Source organism: Vibrio gazogenes (genome assembly GCF_002196515.1).
Classification (GTDB): Bacteria; Pseudomonadota; Gammaproteobacteria; order Enterobacterales; family Vibrionaceae; genus Vibrio; species Vibrio gazogenes_A.
The window spans coordinates 1,083,731-1,101,563 of the sequence record NZ_CP018835.1 but is presented as its reverse complement, the minus strand read 5'-3'; the positions used below and the strand labels follow the sequence as shown (position 1 = coordinate 1,101,563).

At 46.5% G+C, this 17,833-nt stretch carries 13 protein-coding genes; 4 read left to right on the top strand and 9 right to left on the bottom strand.

The window, feature by feature from the left end:
- Nucleotides 1-66: 66 nt before the first annotated feature.
- Nucleotides 67-1,446, top strand: a complete 1,380-nt coding sequence (gene radA, locus BSQ33_RS05060; protein ID WP_088133505.1) for a DNA repair protein RadA — start codon at nucleotides 67-69, stop codon at nucleotides 1,444-1,446.
- Nucleotides 1,447-1,625: 179 nt separating this feature from the next.
- On the top strand, nucleotides 1,626-3,713 hold the full coding sequence (fusA, locus tag BSQ33_RS05055) for an elongation factor G (RefSeq protein WP_088133504.1): 2,088 nt from the start codon (nucleotides 1,626-1,628) through the stop codon (nucleotides 3,711-3,713).
- 148 nt (nucleotides 3,714-3,861) lie between these two features.
- Here the strand turns inward: fusA and BSQ33_RS05050 are convergent, their stop codons facing one another.
- Nucleotides 3,862-4,800: a LysR substrate-binding domain-containing protein gene (locus BSQ33_RS05050; protein WP_088133503.1), complete on the bottom strand. Its 939-nt coding sequence runs from the start codon at nucleotides 4,798-4,800 to the stop codon at nucleotides 3,862-3,864.
- Between the two features lie 100 nt (nucleotides 4,801-4,900).
- On the opposite strand from BSQ33_RS05050, the gene BSQ33_RS05045 reads away from it, so the two are divergent.
- Nucleotides 4,901-5,107, top strand: coding sequence for a DUF1127 domain-containing protein (locus tag BSQ33_RS05045; protein ID WP_088133502.1), 207 nt, complete (start codon nucleotides 4,901-4,903; stop codon nucleotides 5,105-5,107).
- A gap of 58 nt (nucleotides 5,108-5,165) precedes the next feature.
- Here the strand turns inward: BSQ33_RS05045 and BSQ33_RS05040 are convergent, their stop codons facing one another.
- The 8 genes from BSQ33_RS05040 to BSQ33_RS05000 all read right to left on the bottom strand — a co-directional run bounded on the left by BSQ33_RS05040 (nucleotide 5,166) and on the right by BSQ33_RS05000 (nucleotide 14,147).
- Nucleotides 5,166-6,881 (bottom strand): AMP-binding protein, encoded by a 1,716-nt coding sequence (locus BSQ33_RS05040; RefSeq protein ID WP_088133501.1) that lies wholly within the window; start codon nucleotides 6,879-6,881, stop codon nucleotides 5,166-5,168.
- A 306-nt stretch (nucleotides 6,882-7,187) separates the two neighbouring features.
- Nucleotides 7,188-8,333 carry an HD-GYP domain-containing protein gene (locus BSQ33_RS05035; RefSeq protein ID WP_088133500.1) on the bottom strand — a complete coding sequence of 382 codons (1,146 nt, stop codon included), beginning with the start codon at nucleotides 8,331-8,333 and terminating at the stop codon, nucleotides 7,188-7,190.
- Nucleotides 8,334-8,501: 168 nt separating this feature from the next.
- Nucleotides 8,502-9,503: a substrate-binding domain-containing protein gene (locus tag BSQ33_RS05030; RefSeq protein WP_088133499.1), complete on the bottom strand. Its 1,002-nt coding sequence runs from the start codon at nucleotides 9,501-9,503 to the stop codon at nucleotides 8,502-8,504.
- A gap of 231 nt (nucleotides 9,504-9,734) precedes the next feature.
- The gene (locus tag BSQ33_RS05025) at nucleotides 9,735-10,289 is read right to left on the bottom strand and encodes a gamma-glutamylcyclotransferase family protein (RefSeq protein WP_198298181.1); all 555 of its coding nucleotides are present in this window, start codon (nucleotides 10,287-10,289) and stop codon (nucleotides 9,735-9,737) included.
- 31 nt (nucleotides 10,290-10,320) lie between these two features.
- Nucleotides 10,321-11,334 carry an adenosine deaminase gene (locus BSQ33_RS05020; protein WP_088133497.1) on the bottom strand — a complete coding sequence of 338 codons (1,014 nt, stop codon included), beginning with the start codon at nucleotides 11,332-11,334 and terminating at the stop codon, nucleotides 10,321-10,323.
- Between the two features lie 309 nt (nucleotides 11,335-11,643).
- Entirely contained in the window at nucleotides 11,644-12,672 is a 1,029-nt protein-coding gene (gene dapD / locus BSQ33_RS05010; protein ID WP_088133495.1) for a 2,3,4,5-tetrahydropyridine-2,6-dicarboxylate N-succinyltransferase, read from the bottom strand.
- Between the two features lie 203 nt (nucleotides 12,673-12,875).
- A complete protein-coding gene (locus BSQ33_RS05005) occupies nucleotides 12,876-13,184 on the bottom strand; it encodes a YebG family protein (RefSeq protein WP_088133494.1) in 309 nt (102 codons plus the stop codon).
- Nucleotides 13,185-13,250: 66 nt separating this feature from the next.
- Nucleotides 13,251-14,147 carry a LysR substrate-binding domain-containing protein gene (locus BSQ33_RS05000; protein WP_088134536.1) on the bottom strand — a complete coding sequence of 299 codons (897 nt, stop codon included), beginning with the start codon at nucleotides 14,145-14,147 and terminating at the stop codon, nucleotides 13,251-13,253.
- A gap of 137 nt (nucleotides 14,148-14,284) precedes the next feature.
- Here BSQ33_RS05000 and recC point away from each other — a divergent pair, with 137 nt between their 5' ends.
- Complete coding sequence (recC, locus tag BSQ33_RS04995; RefSeq protein ID WP_088134535.1) at nucleotides 14,285-17,788, top strand: exodeoxyribonuclease V subunit gamma; 3,504 nt, start codon at nucleotides 14,285-14,287, stop codon at nucleotides 17,786-17,788.
- Nucleotides 17,789-17,833 lie beyond the last annotated feature (45 nt).

Below are 17,833 nucleotides of genomic sequence, written 5' to 3'. Positions count from 1 at the left end.
TTATTTTCGGGTTTACTCGAATTAAACTGTATACTGAATCACATTCCATAGTCGAGTTGAGGGGATATGGCGAAGACAAAAAGAGCATACGTTTGTAATGATTGTGGTGCGGATTTTCCTCGCTGGCAAGGGCAATGTAATGCATGTGGTGCATGGAATACCATTACAGAAGTCAGGCTGGCGGCCTCTCCTCAGGTTTCTCGGAATGAGCGATTGAGTGGTTATGCAGGTGGCGTGACAGAAACGAAGGTTCAAACACTGGCTGATATTGACCTACAAGAATTGCCTCGTTTTACCAGTGGGTTCAAAGAGTTAGACCGTGTTTTGGGTGGCGGTGTTGTCCCCGGTGCCGCTATTTTGATCGGTGGTAATCCTGGGGCCGGGAAATCCACGTTATTGTTACAGGTCATGTGTTATCTCGCCAGTGGGGTTCCGACGTTGTATGTCACAGGTGAAGAATCGCTCCAGCAGGTTGCAATGCGCGCGTCTCGTTTGGGATTGCCGAAAGATCGGCTCCGCATGTTATCAGAAACCAGTGTTGACCGAATTTGCCAGATTGCAGCACAAGAACAGCCGAAGATTATGGTGATTGACTCGATTCAAGTCATGCATATGGCTGATGTTCAGTCATCGCCGGGCAGTGTGTCTCAAGTCCGGGAGTCTGCTACAGCATTAACTCGCTATGCGAAACAAAATCATGTAGCACTATTTATTGTCGGTCACGTAACAAAAGATGGGACGCTAGCCGGCCCGAAAGTGCTTGAACATATTATTGATTGCTCAGTGTTATTGGATGGCGGGACCGACAGTCGTTTTAGGACGCTCAGAAGTCATAAAAACCGCTTCGGGGCGGTGAACGAGCTGGGCGTTTTTGCGATGACCGGACAGGGGATGAGAGAAGTCAGTAATCCCTCTGCTATATTTTTATCCAGAGGTGAAGAAGAAACATCCGGTAGTTCAGTCATGGTTGTCTGGGAAGGCACGAGGCCACTCTTAGTTGAGATTCAAGCATTGGTGGATTACTCGCAACTTGCGAACCCACGCCGGGTGGCTGTCGGCCTTGAACAAAACCGTCTTTCTTTACTTCTGGCGGTGTTACATAAGCACGGTGGTCTGATGATGGCTGATCAAGATGTGTTTGTGAATGTGGTCGGTGGTGTGAAAGTCACTGAAACTAGTGCGGATCTGGCACTGGTGATGGCATTACTATCGAGTTTTCGGGATCGGGCTTTACCCAAAGATGTGGTCATTTTTGGGGAAGTTGGTCTTGCGGGAGAGATTCGCCCTGTACCGAGTGGTCAGGAGCGGTTAAATGAAGCTTTTAAACATGGATTTAAAAAAGCCATTATTCCTCATGCAAATATGCCGAAAGGTGGTATTGAAGGGATGCAAATCCATGCGGTGAAAAAATTGGCCGATGCGATTCAGGCATTTGATGAGCTTTAATAGCACAGATTGAGAAATTTAGCTTGTTTCTCAAATGAATAACCAGCGAAAATGTTGAAAACCGCCTCGAAATAAGGCGGTGGAAAATATTTTTCACCAAACCGCGAGCGGGGCTATCAGTCTTGATGGATTATGATATACTCTGCGCGCACTTTATACCTTATTAACAGAGTAAGACAATGGCAGATTTATCGAAATACAGAAACATTGGTATTTTCGCGCACGTTGACGCGGGTAAAACCACTACCACTGAGCGTATTCTTAAGCTTACTGGTAAAATCCATAGAACTGGTGAGGTTCACGATGGTGAATCTACTACGGACTTCATGGAGCAGGAAGCAGAGCGCGGTATTACTATCCAATCAGCTGCGGTAACTTGTGAGTGGAAAAACCACCGTCTAAACGTTATCGATACTCCTGGACACGTTGACTTTACAGTAGAAGTATACCGTTCACTGAAAGTTCTTGATGGCGGTATCGGTGTATTCTGTGGTTCTGGTGGTGTTGAACCACAATCAGAGACCAACTGGCGTTACGCGAACGAATCAGAAGTATCTCGTCTGATCTTCGTAAATAAACTGGACCGCATGGGTGCAGACTTCTTCAACGTTGTTGAACAAGTGAAGAACGTACTGGCAGCAACTCCATTGGTAATGACTTTACCTATCGGTCGTGAAGACGAATTCGTCGGCGTTGTTGACGTATTGTCTCGTCAAGCCTACGTATGGGATGACACAGGTCTACCAGAAAACTACGAAATCAAAGATGTTCCAGCAGATATGGTTGATCAGGTAGACGAATACCGTGAGTACCTGATTGAAACTGCTGTTGAGCAAGACGACGACTTAATGATGGCTTATATGGACGGCGAAGAGCCTTCTATCGAAGACATCAAACGTTGTATCCGTAAAGGGACACGTGATCTAGCATTTTTCCCAACTTACTGTGGTTCTGCATTTAAGAACAAAGGTGTTCAGCTGGTTCTGGACGCAGTTGTTGATTATCTGCCAAACCCAACAGAAGTTGATCCACAAGAACTGACTGATCCACAAACTGGTGAACCAACTGGTGAAGTGGCGAAAGTAGACGCAGCAGAACCACTGAAAGCGTTGGCATTCAAAATCATGGATGACCGCTTTGGTGCTCTGACCTTCATCCGTATCTACTCAGGTGTGATGAAGAAAGGCGACACAATTCTTAACTCAGCAACGGGTAAAACTGAACGTATCGGCCGTATGGTTGAGATGCAGGCAGATGACCGTACTGAAATCACTTCAGCACAAGCTGGTGATATCATCGCAGTTGTTGGTATGAAGAACGTTCAAACTGGTCACACGCTGTGTGATCCAAAACACGAATGTACTCTTGAGCCAATGATCTTCCCAGAACCAGTAATCTCTATCGCGGTTTCTCCGAAAGATAAAGGTTCTACTGAGAAAATGGGTATCGCGATCGGTAAGATGGTTGCAGAAGATCCATCATTCCAAGTTGAGACTGATGAAGATTCAGGCGAAACCATCCTGAAAGGTATGGGCGAACTTCACCTGGATATCAAAGTAGACATCCTGAAACGGACTTACGGCGTTGAGCTGGAAGTTGGTGCGCCTCAGGTTGCTTACCGTGAAACGATTACCAAAGAAATCGAAGATAGCTACACACATAAGAAACAGTCTGGTGGTTCTGGTCAGTTCGGTAAGATCGACTACCGTATCAAACCAGGTGAGCCAAACTCTGGCTTTACTTTCAAATCAACTGTTGTTGGTGGTAACGTTCCTAAAGAATTCTGGCCTGCAATCGAGAAAGGCTTCGAAGGTATGATGCAGCACGGTGTTCTGGCTGGCTTCCCGACTCTGGACGTTGAAGTTGAACTGTTTGACGGTGGCTTCCACGCAGTGGATTCATCTGCAATCGCATTTGAAATCGCAGCGAAAGGCGCATTCCGTCAGTCAATGCCAAAAGCAGGCGCACAGCTTCTTGAGCCAATCATGAAAGTTGACGTGTTCTCACCAGAAGATAACGTTGGTGACGTCATCGGTGACCTGAACCGTCGTCGTGGTATGATCAAAGACCAACAAGCTGGTGCAACTGGCGTACGTATTAAAGCAGACGTTCCTCTATCAGAAATGTTCGGCTACATCGGTACACTGCGTACGATGACTTCAGGTCGTGGTCAGTTCTCTATGGAGTTCGAAAGATACTCGGCATGTCCAGCAAACGTTGCTGAGAAAGTGATTGCTGAAGTTAAAGAACGTAACGCGAAGAAGTAATTCTTTGAGTTAACCTTTTTTAACGACAAAGCCCCGCTAGCGAAAGCTGACGGGGCTTTTTGTTGTCAGTTCTAAACCGATGGTGATGTTTTTCACTCCGCGAATTTGCGCTGAAGCTTTTTATCATCTACATCTTACGTACATTGCTTTAGGTTCGTTCGATAATGGTCTGTTCAATAATATCAAGCTCGTTTAAGCCGGAAAGGGTGAACGTTGCGATTTGTTCTTGGATCCAGGCAATGAAGACTTTGACCTTTTTTCTTTGCAGGTAACTTTCTGGGGCACAGATATAGTAACTGTAACGAGACCGAATTGCCTGATGCCCTATGCGAATAAGTTTTCCTTCCTGAATATAGCGATGGGCCAGCGTGTGTTTCATCAGGGCAACACCTTGTACGGCTAACGCGCCTTCCAATACAAACAGCGATCCCTCATATTGAAGGGTTGGACGTCCGGTTGGGGCACCGATCGAGTTTAACCATAACTCCCAGCTCATATCAGGAATCATATCTTCAATTAAATCAACGCGATATAAATCATTCACTGATTCGATGCGATGCTGTTTTTGATAGAGCGGATGACAAACGGGATAGAGTACTTCATCCATCAGCTTAATACTGGTCAGGTTTTCATAGTTTCCTTGCCCATAACGAATACAGAGATCTACGGACTCATCCTGAAATGTGACCAATGCATCTTTCGGATCGATCAACAGTATAATATCTGGATGTTTTTGTCTGAATTCTTGAAGTTTGGGGACAAGCCAGTGTTGGGCGAAAGCCGGATGAGTCGAAATTGATAGCTGATTCGGTGACGGATCCTGCGTTAAATATTGTATTCCTGCATAGAGTTCAGAGAACCCTTTTTGCGCATATTTATATAGGATCTGTCCTTCGGTTGTCAGATGGACACGCCGATGCTGACGAATGAACAATTCACATTTCAACCACTCTTCTAGTTGACGAATCTGTTGGCTGATTGCAGCTGCACTGACAAAAAGCTGCTCAGATGCGATTTTGAAGCTGCCTGCTTGCGCTGCCATGTAAAAATAATAGACAGATTGTAAAGGAGGTAGACGACTTTTCACTTAAGTTTTCCTTAATTGAGTGTCAGTTTTTATCGTTTGTGCCACGAGCTATTTTCGATAATGATTTAACCACGAAAACACTATATATCAAGGATAAACTATGAACGTTATTGTCAATAAAATTCAACCACCTTTGATTGATACTTATCGTTTTTGGGTTAAGAATATCTACTCTTTGATAAAACATTGGCAGCGAAATTATCAGACACGCCGACAATTATCAGAATTGCCGGAACATCTGTTGGAAGATATTGGTTTGAGCCGGGAAGAAGCCCACAAAGAATGTCAAAAATCTTTCTGGGATTAATCAACTGTGATCCCGGCATTCGTTTTTCGCACCAAGTATCCGAAAGTCATTCATGAACTTAGCCGTATGGATGATTTTCGGAGATATCATTTTCCCATACCACCAGTTTATCTTTTGGCCAGTGTAATCCCAGTTGGTGATATTGTTGTTCCAGTAAGTGCCTTTTGATTTTGAGTGTTGGCGTTAGAATACCATTCTCAACACTCCAGACTTCTTTAACCATTAACACCCCTCTAATTTGCTCATGGGATTGCAATTCTTGATTGAGTGTTTCGACGATACGTTTGGCTGACCGTTCATATCGTGTTTTATTGAAGTTGGGGATATCATGCGGAACAACTAACAAGATTGGTCCGGGCAGACCTAAACCAATGAGACAGAGCATTTCAACACGGCTGGCCTGATAGAGTTTTTTCTCAATGGCAACCGGGGAGACAAATTTCCCTTTCGCTGTTTTGAAAGTATCGTTCTTTCTCCCCTGAAGCGACAGATAACCTTCCGAATCAATTTTGCCAATATCACCCGTTTTCAGCCAGCCATCATCGGTTAAGACTTCTCGGGTTGCCTGCTCATTTTTGTAGTAACCGGTAAATAACCCTTTACTCTGAACCAGAACTTCACCTTCTTCTGCTATCTTGAGAGTGACACCCGGACCGGCAAGGCCGACCGTACCGACTTTGGATTTTTGATAAGGATAGTTGAGTGTTGAGTAGGCGAAAGACTCACTCATTCCCCAGGCCTCTGTAATCTCCAGACCCAGTTTATCATACCAAAGCAGCAGCTCAGGAGAGACCGGTGCCGAGCCGCAGCCAAGAACTCTCGCTTTATTCAGGCCTAATGCATGAGCGACCTTATTGCGGATGATGGTTCGAATCAATGGGATCTTGAGGAGCAGATCAAGCCGTTTTTGGGGGAGGGTATCCAGAATGCGTTGCTGAAAAAGTGTCCATAATCGAGGGACGGAAATAAATAGCGTCGGGCAATGCATTTTTACATCTTCGATAAACGTATCGAGGGATTCGGGAAATGCAGTCTGTACACCGGAGAAGATAGAAGAGCCAAAAATATAAACGCGTTCTGTGATATGTGCCAGCGGCAGATATGAGAAAAGCCGATCATGACGATTGATCCCGATAAACTGACTTAATTGGGTGACTGACCAGGCGAAGCCACCATAACTTAACATCGCACCTTTGGGGGTACCGGATGTGCCTGATGTATATACAATTGACATCAGCGACTGTTCATCATGTTCCGGTTTGTAGGTTGTAGGGGGATGATCGTGAATCAGTTGGTTGTACTGATATTGGCAGTGTGGCGCACTATCGTACGGAAGAGAAATACTGAGTAACTCAGGTTGGTTGTTCAGAACATCCATCACCGCGGTCATGTCATCCAGTTTGCCGATAAACGCTGCTTTGCACTCACTATGAGTGAGACAATAATCGATGGTGTCTTCTTTGGCAGTCGGAAAGATCGGTACGCTGACAAAACCGCCCAGCATCATCGCCAGATCGCAAATAAACCATTCAGCACAATTTTTAGAAATAATTGCGACTCGGTCTCCGGGGTTAAGGTTGAGATCATGTAATGCACTGACCAACCTTTGCGCATGGTCGGCCACTTGAGCAAATGTATAGGTCTCAAAGCGGCGATGTTTAATCTGCTTCAGATAAATATCATCAGGCCGCGATTCAGCCCAGTGGAACATACATTCGTAAGGTGTTTTGAATGTACTGCAATTGGTATGGTTTTGATGTCCTTTGTTGAGCATAAGGTATATCCATTATCAGACGGTATTATTTGGTAGTGTTGATGTCCAAGTGAATACACGATATATGACTTGGAGGGCGTCATCATACACGGGCCTTTATTGATACTCTATATTTATAGAGAGCCATTAACTGACGGTTTTATTGAGTTTCAAAGTTTTGATTGGATTAGCTTTACTTTAAGATGATTTCACTGATTTTGTTCTCTGTGTGATTCGTTTTTGTGATGTATTTCGAGATAAGTTACGTCAGAAAGTGACTCACTCTGCCACTTGATATTGGCGTGACAGGAATCAAGGACTGGTGATTTAGTCGGAGAAATGACTGGGATCCGGTTCTGGATATTTTCGGGTAATGTCTTTTAAAAATTCCTGATGGTTTCTCAGCGCATTGACACAATGTTTATCGAGTTTTCCTTCGGCAACCATTTTCTCTAGCTCTAATAGGGCAAAGGGGACAGAGCGCGCTTGTTTATAAGGTCGATGAGTGGTCAGTGCATCAAAAATATTAGCAACCGTGACAATTCTCGCAGAGACCGGAATATGATCGCCTTGGAGTCCGTGTGGATAGCCGCTACCGTCCATTAACTCATGGTGATAAGAAACAATTTCTTTCAGTGTCTGGATACAGGCATGATGCAGACAGTTGGCTCGTGACAAGACAGACTCCATAATCTCAATTCCTTTTTCTATATGCCCGATAACCTGCCGCCTTTCCGTCACCTCCAGTTCTCCGGGTTTTAAAAGCAAATGATGTGGTATCGAGAGCTTGCCGATATCATGTAACCGGGAAAAGAGCGTGATATGGTCGATTTTTTCATCGTCCAGATGATATTGCTGTGAAACACCCCAGGCGATGATTTTGGTGAAATGATGCATTCTTTCTTGATGATCACGGCTTTGAGCCAGATGTTTCGGGTTCTGTTTAAGAATGAAACTCGTCATATCCAGAATCTTATGAACGGTTTCATATTCACGGCCAATTGCCTGGCGAATTGTATCGATGTGTGTGGAGAGTTGTTGGTTGAGTTGTTCGTCGAAATGGTGTCCTTCGGCAGTATTGATAAAAATGAAACCAATAAATTCATCTTCATAATACATTGGAGAGGCGAGCGACGCGCCAAAACGTTGTTGTTTGAGCCATTGATTATGCGGTGTATCGTCTTCCAGTGACTGAATCGGATCGTTGATACAGCGATCACATTGTTCAACAGCACAGCGCTTCAGCTCGGTGAGTTGACTCAGCGGATATTCGTAGTGGCGTAAAATCTCATTGTCCGGGGTGCTGTCAGCATAGGTTTTTAAGTGATCGGAAAATGGTTCGTACAGGGCAAATGATATGCGGGCGATTTGAGGCAGTTGCTCGCGAATTTGTGCATGAATCTCAACAAACTGTTCATTTAGACTGCGCTGATGGGATGTATGTTGAACATCATTGTGATCAAGATGACTCATGTCGATACCCTTGCTACGATTTCTCACCAATGCCTTCTTGTTAGTTTAGAAGAATTGTGCATAAAAATAGCAGTCAGTTGTCGAAAAAATGCATTCTTTTCACACGACCCAATAGCGACTGTCGCGGCCTCGCATTTGCTATTCTGTGTGGCGGTTTTTGACAAGTCGTTAGTTGAGTTTTCTTACCGAGTCCCGTCTGACTAATGTGGGGGAAAAACGCAGCGATTGTGAGTCTGATGAGGTGCCTTTGGCCAGATTGAGTGCCAGTTGTGCGGCTTGCTCCCCCATCAGTTGAATCGGGTAGAGAACCGTGGTTAATTTAGGGCTGACATAGCGAGAAATTAATGCATCGTCAAAGCCGACAATTGAGACTTGATCCGGTAACGTCAGGCCGTTTTCTTCCAACACAAAAATTGCACCCGCCGCCATATTATCGTTGTAGGCAACGATTGCTGTGATATCCAGCGATTTTAGCAATAAGTTTGTGGTGGCGACTTCGCCCCCTTCGGTATTCGGTTCTGCTTGCTCAATATAACTGGCAGGCAGTGAAATACCATAATCATGTAGTGCGGCTTTGTATCCGGAAATTCGTTGGTCGGTATCTTCTATCGGGTGCGAAGAACTGATGCAAGCAATATTGTTATGTCCATTTTTAATCAGATATTCCGTTGCCAGATACGCCCCTTTAAAATTATCCAGAGAGATGCAGCGCTCGGCGATTTCTGGAATGTAACGATTAATCAACACCAATGACTTCACCTCTCGGGCATAATCAATTAACTCATCATCTGAAAGTGCTTTTGCGTGAATAACCAGCGCATCACAGCGACTGTTGATCAACAACTCTATTGCTTTGCGTTCGTGTTCAGCATGATGGTAACCATGACCGATCAAAACCTGTTTACCATTCTCATGAGCAACTTTATCGACGGCTTTCACCAACGTGCCAAAAAATGGATCAGATGCATCATTGACCAGAACACCGATAATATTGGTGCTTTGACTGACCAGAGCCCGGGCTGCGGCATTGGGACGGTAGCCTAATTTTTGCATTGCGGCTTTTACCGCTGTGATGGATGACTGACTGGCTTTCGGAGACTGATTCACGACACGCGAAACAGTTGCGACGGACACACCCGCTTCTCGTGCAACATCTTTTATCGTTGCCATTACATTCCTCTATACATCATTCAGATAAAATATGGTGCAGCGAACGATGACATCACAGCCCGTGAGATGAAGATGGGATTGTGTCTTCGGATGATGCCATCTTGGTGATATTTTCTGTAAACATGCGAATTCTATCATGAACGTACAGGCATAAAAATGTAGCGACCGCAAAAGTCTGAGTTTTCGTGAGGGCAAAATGAAATAAGGCCTCACGGAAGAGGCCTTCAATGATCAAGCTAAGACTTGCGTGAGGAGTTGGTCGATTTTAGGCCAGTGTTGCGGATGAATCCCTGCATAATTGACATACTTGGGGGCGTGACGATCATTCTCCAGTGGATGTTCCCAGCCATGCGTATGTTTAACGAAAAGGTGTGCAAAGGCTTCTGAAACCTCAAGGCAACCAGTGACAACCGTATCGATGTACGTTTGTAGGATTGGGCTTTGATGGCTCGGTGGCATGGGGTGATTTTTGACATAAACCCACACCGTATCTTCATCGCAGAGTGACAACTCAGTATCGATGTTGGCTGTGGCCAATTGGATACGATGATATCCCCGTTCACGCTGGTCAAACTGAGCCAGTCCTTCGGTTGATACATCGAGCAGCACTCCATTCACAATGCCGTCACCGAGTTGGGCAACCAGCGGTGAAGCCTGATAGCTGTCATCCACCATTCCCCAAGTTCGGGTTAATCCTTCAACCACCGCCGGACAGGTTAAACCTGTCTGCCCGGTCAATTGGCGTGAAGATGAATTCATCAGGCTGCCATACCCAAAGATGTAAATTGCCACAAAACCTCCGCTATGATGCTGTTATTTATTCTGTTTCGGCGCGATTAAGATAGGCTTCAACTTCTGATGTCATGCGCGCTTTTTCTGCGTCGGAGATGAAGCTGGCTTCAATCGCATTGAGTGTGAACTGGGCGAGTTCAGCATGCGTCATCTCATGGGCGTTAGCAACAGCAAGGAAATTATCAGTCATGTAGCCACCGAAATAAGACGGATCATCAGAGTTGATGGTGACACATAATCCTTGTCTCAATAACGCAACGATGTTGTGTTGTTGCATATTATCAAATACGCATAACTTGATATTAGACAGGGGGCAAACCGTAAGCGGCATGCGTGTCTCGGCCAGTTGTTGTACGAGTTGTGGGTCTTCAACACAGCGAACCCCGTGATCAACCCGTTGGACACCCAACAGATTCAAAGCATCGTCAATATTACTGGCGGGGCCTTCTTCACCTGCATGAGCGACGGGAATAAAGCCTGCATCCCGCGCCATTTGAAATACCCGGGCAAATTTTTCCGGTGGGTGACCTTGCTCTGAAGAATCCAGCCCGACACCGATAATTTTATCCTGATAAGGCAGGGCTTGTTTTAAGGTTTCAATGGCATCATCTTCACTGAGATGACGCAGGAAACACATGATCAACTGACTGGAAATGCCTAGTTCTTGCTTGGCTTTGTCCAGTGCAGCGGAGATTCCGTTGATGATTGTTTGAAAGGCGACACCACGGGCTGTATGTGTTTGTGGGTCAAAAAATATTTCAGTATGAATCACACGGTCAGCCTGACAGCGCAGCAGGTAGGCCCAAGTCAGGTCAAAAAAGTCTTGCTCATGAAGCAATACATTTGCGCCTTGGTAATAGATATCAAGGAAAGATTGTAGGTTGCTAAACTGATAAGCGGCCCGGACTTCTTCTGGTGTCTGGAAGGGGATCTTAACCTGATTACGTTTTGCCAGTTGAAACATCAGTTCTGGCTCGAGCGTGCCTTCAATATGAAGATGTAACTCGACTTTGGGGAGATTCTGGATAAAGTTTTGCATATCTGCCTCTGTGACAATCAGGTAACTCTACAGTGAATCAAGCGATTCACGAATATTTGCTCATGATAGCGGTGTATGATGAATGTGTTTTACCCGCTATTATATCTGTGCCACGGATTCTACTGAAAAAATCTGTGTTGTTCATCACTTGTCTGGCAAAGAAATGACGCTTTTCTATGGAGTTCAATATGCAGGTGCTGATGAATGCCATCATAAAAAAGCCGACCCATCAGGGCCGGCTTTGAATTTGAATCAAGGTGAGATGAATTCAAATAACATGAATTCATGCATTACGAATGTCACCTGCCCCTAGTTATTGCTGTGCAGTTCATCGTTGAGTTCTACCGCTGACTTATTGGCGAGACACTCGACCTGACCGGTCTGAGAGTTACGTCTGAACAGCAGATCGGAGACGCCTGCTAAATCACGCGCTTTGACGACTTCAACTTTGTTGCCATCTTTATCCAGCATTTGGACTTTGGTTCCGGCGGTGACATATAAGCCAGATTCGAGCGTACAACGATCGCCCAGAGGGAAGCCCAAGCCAGCATTGGCACCGAGAAGCGAGTTTTCACCGATAGATACAACGACTTTACCACCGCCAGAGAGTGTTCCCATGATGGACGCACCGCCACCGATATCTGAACCGTTGCCGACAAGCACGCCCGCAGAAATCCGGCCTTCAACCATGCTGACACCTTTTGTTCCCGCATTAAAGTTGATAAAGCCTTCATGCATAACTGTGGTGCCTTCGCCTACGTGAGCGCCGAGGCGAACGCGAGACGTATCCGCAATCCGTACACCTGCCGGGACCACGTAGTCAACCATCTTCGGAAATTTATCGACACAGTCAACACTGAGGACGCGACCCGCCAGACGTGCTGCCATTTGGCGTTCTGGCAGTTCCGGTAAGTCAATCGGCCCTTCGTTAGTCCAGGCAATGTTGTGGAGCAGGCCGAAAATGCCATCCAGTACGATGCCGTGTGGTTGAACTAAGCGATGTGAGATCAACTGAAGCTTCAGGAATCCTTCTGCGACCGTTTGCGGTTTCTCATCGCTTGCCAGAATCACCCCGACAAGCGGTTGTTCAGATGATGCAGCCTGAGTTGCAAACACAGCGCTGGCTTCATGCTCAGACTGAAATGCTTGCGCCAGTTCAGCGGCCTGAGCCTGAGTCACTTCAAATGTTTCGTTGCCACCCTGATAGTCGAGTATTGAGGTCAATTGGGAAACCAAAGCATCACTCGGGTTGAGAATCGGGGTCGGGAAATATGCTTCGATAATTTTTCCGTCACGGTTTTTCGTTGCTGTTCCAAGCGCTAGTGCAAAATAAGCCATTGTTTTCTCCGTTGATGAATCGCGTTGTGACATGGGCTCATGCTGGTGAGCTGTTCGTCTGAGTCAGCAACACGGGCATTGAAATCAGATATGACCATCATAAAGAGCCACTACACAGGATGAAAGCCTTCAAACGCAGAACGTCTGTCAATTGATATGAGTTGTCGTTTTAGCGATATATCATCCTATAAAGAAATCTTCAATCAAGCTGCCTGCTCATCGGTGTCGGTGGCTGCTTTAGGGGCTGACTTCTTCTCGGATTTAGGCTTGGCTGGTGCCGGTCTGCGTTTGGCGCCTAAGGCGTACAGCACTTCTTCTTTGTTTTGTGCCAGATACATAGCCAATTCTTCTTGCTTTTCTTCATTATCCAGTAATTCACTCTTGCCGAGTAAAGTGAATAATTCATCTGCCATATCGAGCATTTTGTCATAAGCATCTGCCTCGGCTTTAGAGGTAAAAGTCATTTTTTCTTCTCCATTCCGCTCGACCACGTACTTGACGATTACAGCCATGGTAATTCCTCTGTTTTGGTTGAATGATAAATACTGTTATTTTATACAGTAAAAATCATTATAAGTCTATTCATTGCGACGCCATTCAAAGCAAAATTGGATAAAGCATTTCAATAGCGGGTTTTGATATTTTTCTTTATGGACCAGCAACCAGAAGCGTCGGCGCATATCTAATGGGACGGATAACGAGGCGACTCGACCATCTTGTATCGCTGCCTTGGCTGCCAGTCGGGACAGACACCCGAGTCCTAACCCGGCGGATACGCTGTTAATCAATGCTTCGGTTGTATTGAGTTCAAATGCTTCATACCATCTTTCCAGACGAGGCGCGATGGTGCGGAGAAAAAACTCTCTGGAACCGGAACCCGCTTCGCGTAGTAGCCACTGGCTATGCTCTAAATCCGATAACTGGATGTCGGTTTTTTGAGCCAGCGGATGCTCAGGTGCACAGATGATGCACATTTCATCTTGACTAAATTGTTTGGATACTAAGGTCGGATGTAACGTTTTTCCTTCGATCAGGGCAATATCCAGCTCATAATCAACCAGTTTTTGGCAAATTTGCGCCGAGTTAGAAATAAATAATGTTTGTGTACTGTGCTGATATTGTTGCCGGAAGTGACTCAGAAGATAAGGTGCAACCTGATTGCCGATGGTATCACTGGCACCAATCCGCAACTGGCCGTATAGTCGGTTTTCGTGCTCAAATAATAGCGGAATATTATTGGCCCGGTTGAGCAGCTCATCCGCTAAGGGAAGTAACTTTCGACCTTCTTGATTGAGAATCAGCCGGTGATTCACTCGGTCAAATAACACATGTCCCAGCTGTTTCTCCAGCTCTGAGAGCGCCATACTGACGGCTGCTTTGGACAGAAATAGCTCTTCGGAGGCTTCTGTAAGGGTATTGTTACGGGTGACCACCGTAAAAATGTGCAATTGCCGGAGGGTGATATGAGTGAGCATATTGGGTTTTGTTCTCAACGGATAAGAATCTACATCTTTCGACATTTTATCTTTTTATTCAAGTCGGTGACATGGGAAAGCGAACAGGCAATATGCTAATCTAGTCAACAATGATGGTTTCTCAATCCGGACAACGCTTGTTTACTGTTTATCATTCAAATCAACTTGATACTCTCAAGATCCTGCTGGTTCATTTAATTCAAAGTGATCCATTGACTCACCCGTTTGAAGCCGAGCAAATTTTGGTTCAGAGTCCGGGGATGTCGCAGTGGCTGAAAATGGCGCTGGCGCAGGAGCTTGGCATCACGGCTAACATTGATTTTCCGTTGCCGGCGACATTTATCTGGGAGATGTTTTCCAGTGTGTTACCGGATGTCCCGAAGCGGAGTGCCTTCAATAAAGAAGCGATGACCTGGAAGTTGATGCGACTTTTACCGGAAATGCTCGATCAAGCCGAGTTTATGCCATTACAGCAGTATCTGGCGGATGACAATTCAGCGTTGAAACGATTTCAGTTGGCTGAAAAAATTGCCGATATCTTCGATGGCTATTTGGTTTATCGCCCCGACTGGATTGAACGTTGGGAAGCGGATCAACCGGTTGAATCACTGGCTGAGCGCCATCCGTGGCAACCGCTATTGTGGCAACGATTGTTTGAGGACACCAAGCGGTTGGGGCAGTCGCACTATCACCGCGGCAACTTATATCAACAGTTCATCGAACAGTTACAACAGACCCGGGTTCCTGACGGCATTTTACCCAAGCGGTTGTTTATTTTTGGTATTACGGCCCTGCCACCTCGTTATCTGGACGCACTCCAAGCTTTGGGAGAGCAGATCGATGTCCACCTGATGTTAACCAATCCGTGTCAGCATTATTGGGGGGAAATCCGTGATCGAAAGTATCTGGCCCGAGTTGCGAGTCTGAAGCGTAAACAGGTTGTATTACAAGAAGGCCAATGGGTTTCCGGTGGCGAACGCTCGCCATTAAAAGGGGGAATCGACGCCAATCTTGACGATGAACTGCATTTGCAGCAAGCGGTCGGAAATAGTTTGCTGGCATCAATGGGGAAACTTGGGCGCGATAACCTCTACCTGCTGTCGCAGATTGAAAGTGAAGAACATGAGTTTTTTATTGAAACGCCCCGAGATACGCTCTTACATCAGATTCAGGCCGACATTCTCCATCTCGAAGAACATCAGAATGATCAAATGCTGACCTCTAGCGAGCACAAGCAACCGATCAATAGCACTGATGATTCTCTGTCGATTCATCAGTGTCACAGTCCGCTGCGAGAAGTGGAAGTCCTGCACGATGAGCTGTTGTCATTGTTTGACCGTCACCCTGATCTCAAGCCCCGGGATGTGATCGTGATGGTTGCCGACATCAATACCTACAGTCCGGTGATTGAAGCGGTCTTCGGTAATGCATCCGCTGAGCGCTATATTCCATTTTCAATTTCTGACCGCACGGCGGATCAAGAATCCCCGGTTTTGCAGGCGTTCATGCGGTTGCTTCAGTTGCCGCACTCTCGCTGTCTTGCTTCGGAATTACTCGAATTGTTGGAAACCCCGACGATGATGGCGCGGTTTGATATCAATGAAGCCGAATTTTTACAGGCGAAGGGCTGGGTTGAAGCCGCCGGGATTCGCTGGGGGCTGAATGAGCAGACGGCAAGCGAGTTCGATTTACCGCCAACAAGACAAAACACATGGGAATTCGGGATTGACCGAATGCTGGCTGGCTATGCGATGTCCGATTCAGCAGCCATGCTGGAACTGGATGATCATAATGTAGCACCGTATAACGAGATTCAGGGGCTCGACGCTGAGTTGGCCGGCAAACTGGCTGCGTTTATCAGTCGGATTCGGGATTACCGTCAGCAGTTGCGGCAGACATTGCCGGTTGCCGAATGGCGTGAATTACTCCATGCCTTGCTGGATGACTTTTTTGTCGCTTCGGTGGAAGAGGAAGTCAGCTTTCAGCATATCCGCGATACGCTCAGTCATCTCCAGGAACAGTTACAGGACGCGCATTATGAAGCGCCGATTGCACCAGATATTTTATATCACTATCTTACCGGGCAGTTATCCAATGCCCGAGTCAGTCAGCGCTTTCTCGCCGGGCAAGTGAACTTCTGTACCTTGATGCCGATGCGTTCGATTCCTTTCCGAGTGGTTTGCTTACTGGGGATGAACGACGGGGTTTACCCTCGAACGGTGCCGGCCGAAGGGTTTGATTTAATGACGGAGCAGGCGCGCCCCGGTGATCGTTCACGCCGGGATGATGATCGTTATCTGTTTCTTGAAGCATTGCTCTCCGCCCGCGAGCGTCTGTATATCAGTTATGTCGGACGTTCAGTTCAAGATAATAGTCTCAGTTTGCCATCGGTTTTGGTGAGTGAGCTGGTGGCGTATTGCCATCAGAATTATTGTTTGGACGGGGATCAAGCGCTCGCCAGTGATACCTCCGGTGATCGGCTGGTACAACAAATGACTTCGTCCCACCCGATGGTGCCGTATAGCCCTGATGCATTCACCAGTCCGCACGGTAGTTATGCCAGAGAGTGGCTTCCGGCAGCGACGGGAACGGCGTTACCCGAGCCAATCGCTGCAGCCACGCAATTACCTGATTTCTTTGCCGATGTGGCATTTCCATTGGAATTGGACTTTGTCGAGTTACAACGCTTCTGGCGTTTGCCTGCACAGTATTTTTTCAATCGCCGTTTACGTGTCTGGTTCGAAAATGAGTTGGTGTCATTGCAGGATGAAGAGCCGTTTTCACTCAATGGTCTGGCACGTTATCACCTGCTCAATGAATTAGTCGCAGTCCTGCTGAGTGCGCGTCGCAGTGCCGCTGAGCCAGAGCACCATTCAGGCATGCCAGCACAACGTTCAGAAACACAGCAGGTTGAGCATTTTATTCAAACAAAGCGGGCACAAGGACAACTTCCTATCGGGGCTTTCGGTGAACTTGAGTTCCGCGAGCATTATGAACAAGCGCTCGCCCTGACCGAGGTCATCGATGAATTATGTCAGCAGCCGAAGCCTGACTGTGAGCTCAATTTCTATACCACAGCGTTGGGGGAGGATCGGCCGATTCAATTACTCGGTTGGGTGACTGACTATTTTCAATCCGGTCTGGTGCGCTATCGGGTTGGTCGTATACGTGCGCAGGATTATTTATCTGCATGGCTGGATCACCTAGCCGTTGCGGTCATGGGGGAATCATGTCCGACACATCTTATCGGTTATGAGCGCAAGAGTGGCGTTCAGCACCTGTATTATCCTGCGATGACGGCTCAGCAAGCCCAAGCCTATCTGGATGAGTTCATCCGCCTCTATGCTGAGGGTATGAATCATCCTTTAGCTTATTTTCCGCAAGTTGCGTTGGCCGGAATTGAAGCGGGTTTCAATCGTCAGCGGGAATGGCACGAAGATGAAGAAAAAGCCGCGAAAAAAATGCAAGAGGCCTTCATCGGTAATGACTTTAGTGCGGTTGGTGGCGAAGGGCAAAATGCTTATATTGGCCGTATCTGGCCGCAGTGGTCAGACGCTTTAAGTCAGACGGCGCATGCTTATGCGGTACAGATTTTACTGCCCCCGATGCTTTGGGTCAGAGCAGACACTGATGAATCATGAAACTCAGGGCATCACGCAAGTATGAAACCTGCGTGAGATGGTAAA

Coding starts and splice junctions, on each gene's coding strand:
- radA (WP_088133505.1), top strand. CDS start 67: ATGGCGAAGACAAAAAGAGCATACGTTTGTAATGATTGTGGTGCGGAT.
- fusA (WP_088133504.1), top strand. CDS start 1,626: ATGGCAGATTTATCGAAATACAGAAACATTGGTATTTTCGCGCACGTT.
- BSQ33_RS05045 (WP_088133502.1), top strand. CDS start 4,901: ATGAACGTTATTGTCAATAAAATTCAACCACCTTTGATTGATACTTAT.
- BSQ33_RS05040 (WP_088133501.1), bottom strand. CDS start 6,881: ATGCTCAACAAAGGACATCAAAACCATACCAATTGCAGTACATTCAAA.
- BSQ33_RS05035 (WP_088133500.1), bottom strand. CDS start 8,333: ATGAGTCATCTTGATCACAATGATGTTCAACATACATCCCATCAGCGC.
- BSQ33_RS05030 (WP_088133499.1), bottom strand. CDS start 9,503: ATGGCAACGATAAAAGATGTTGCACGAGAAGCGGGTGTGTCCGTCGCA.
- BSQ33_RS05020 (WP_088133497.1), bottom strand. CDS start 11,334: ATGCAAAACTTTATCCAGAATCTCCCCAAAGTCGAGTTACATCTTCAT.
- dapD (WP_088133495.1), bottom strand. CDS start 12,672: ATGGCTTATTTTGCACTAGCGCTTGGAACAGCAACGAAAAACCGTGAC.
- BSQ33_RS05005 (WP_088133494.1), bottom strand. CDS start 13,184: ATGGCTGTAATCGTCAAGTACGTGGTCGAGCGGAATGGAGAAGAAAAA.
- BSQ33_RS05000 (WP_088134536.1), bottom strand. CDS start 14,147: ATGCTCACTCATATCACCCTCCGGCAATTGCACATTTTTACGGTGGTC.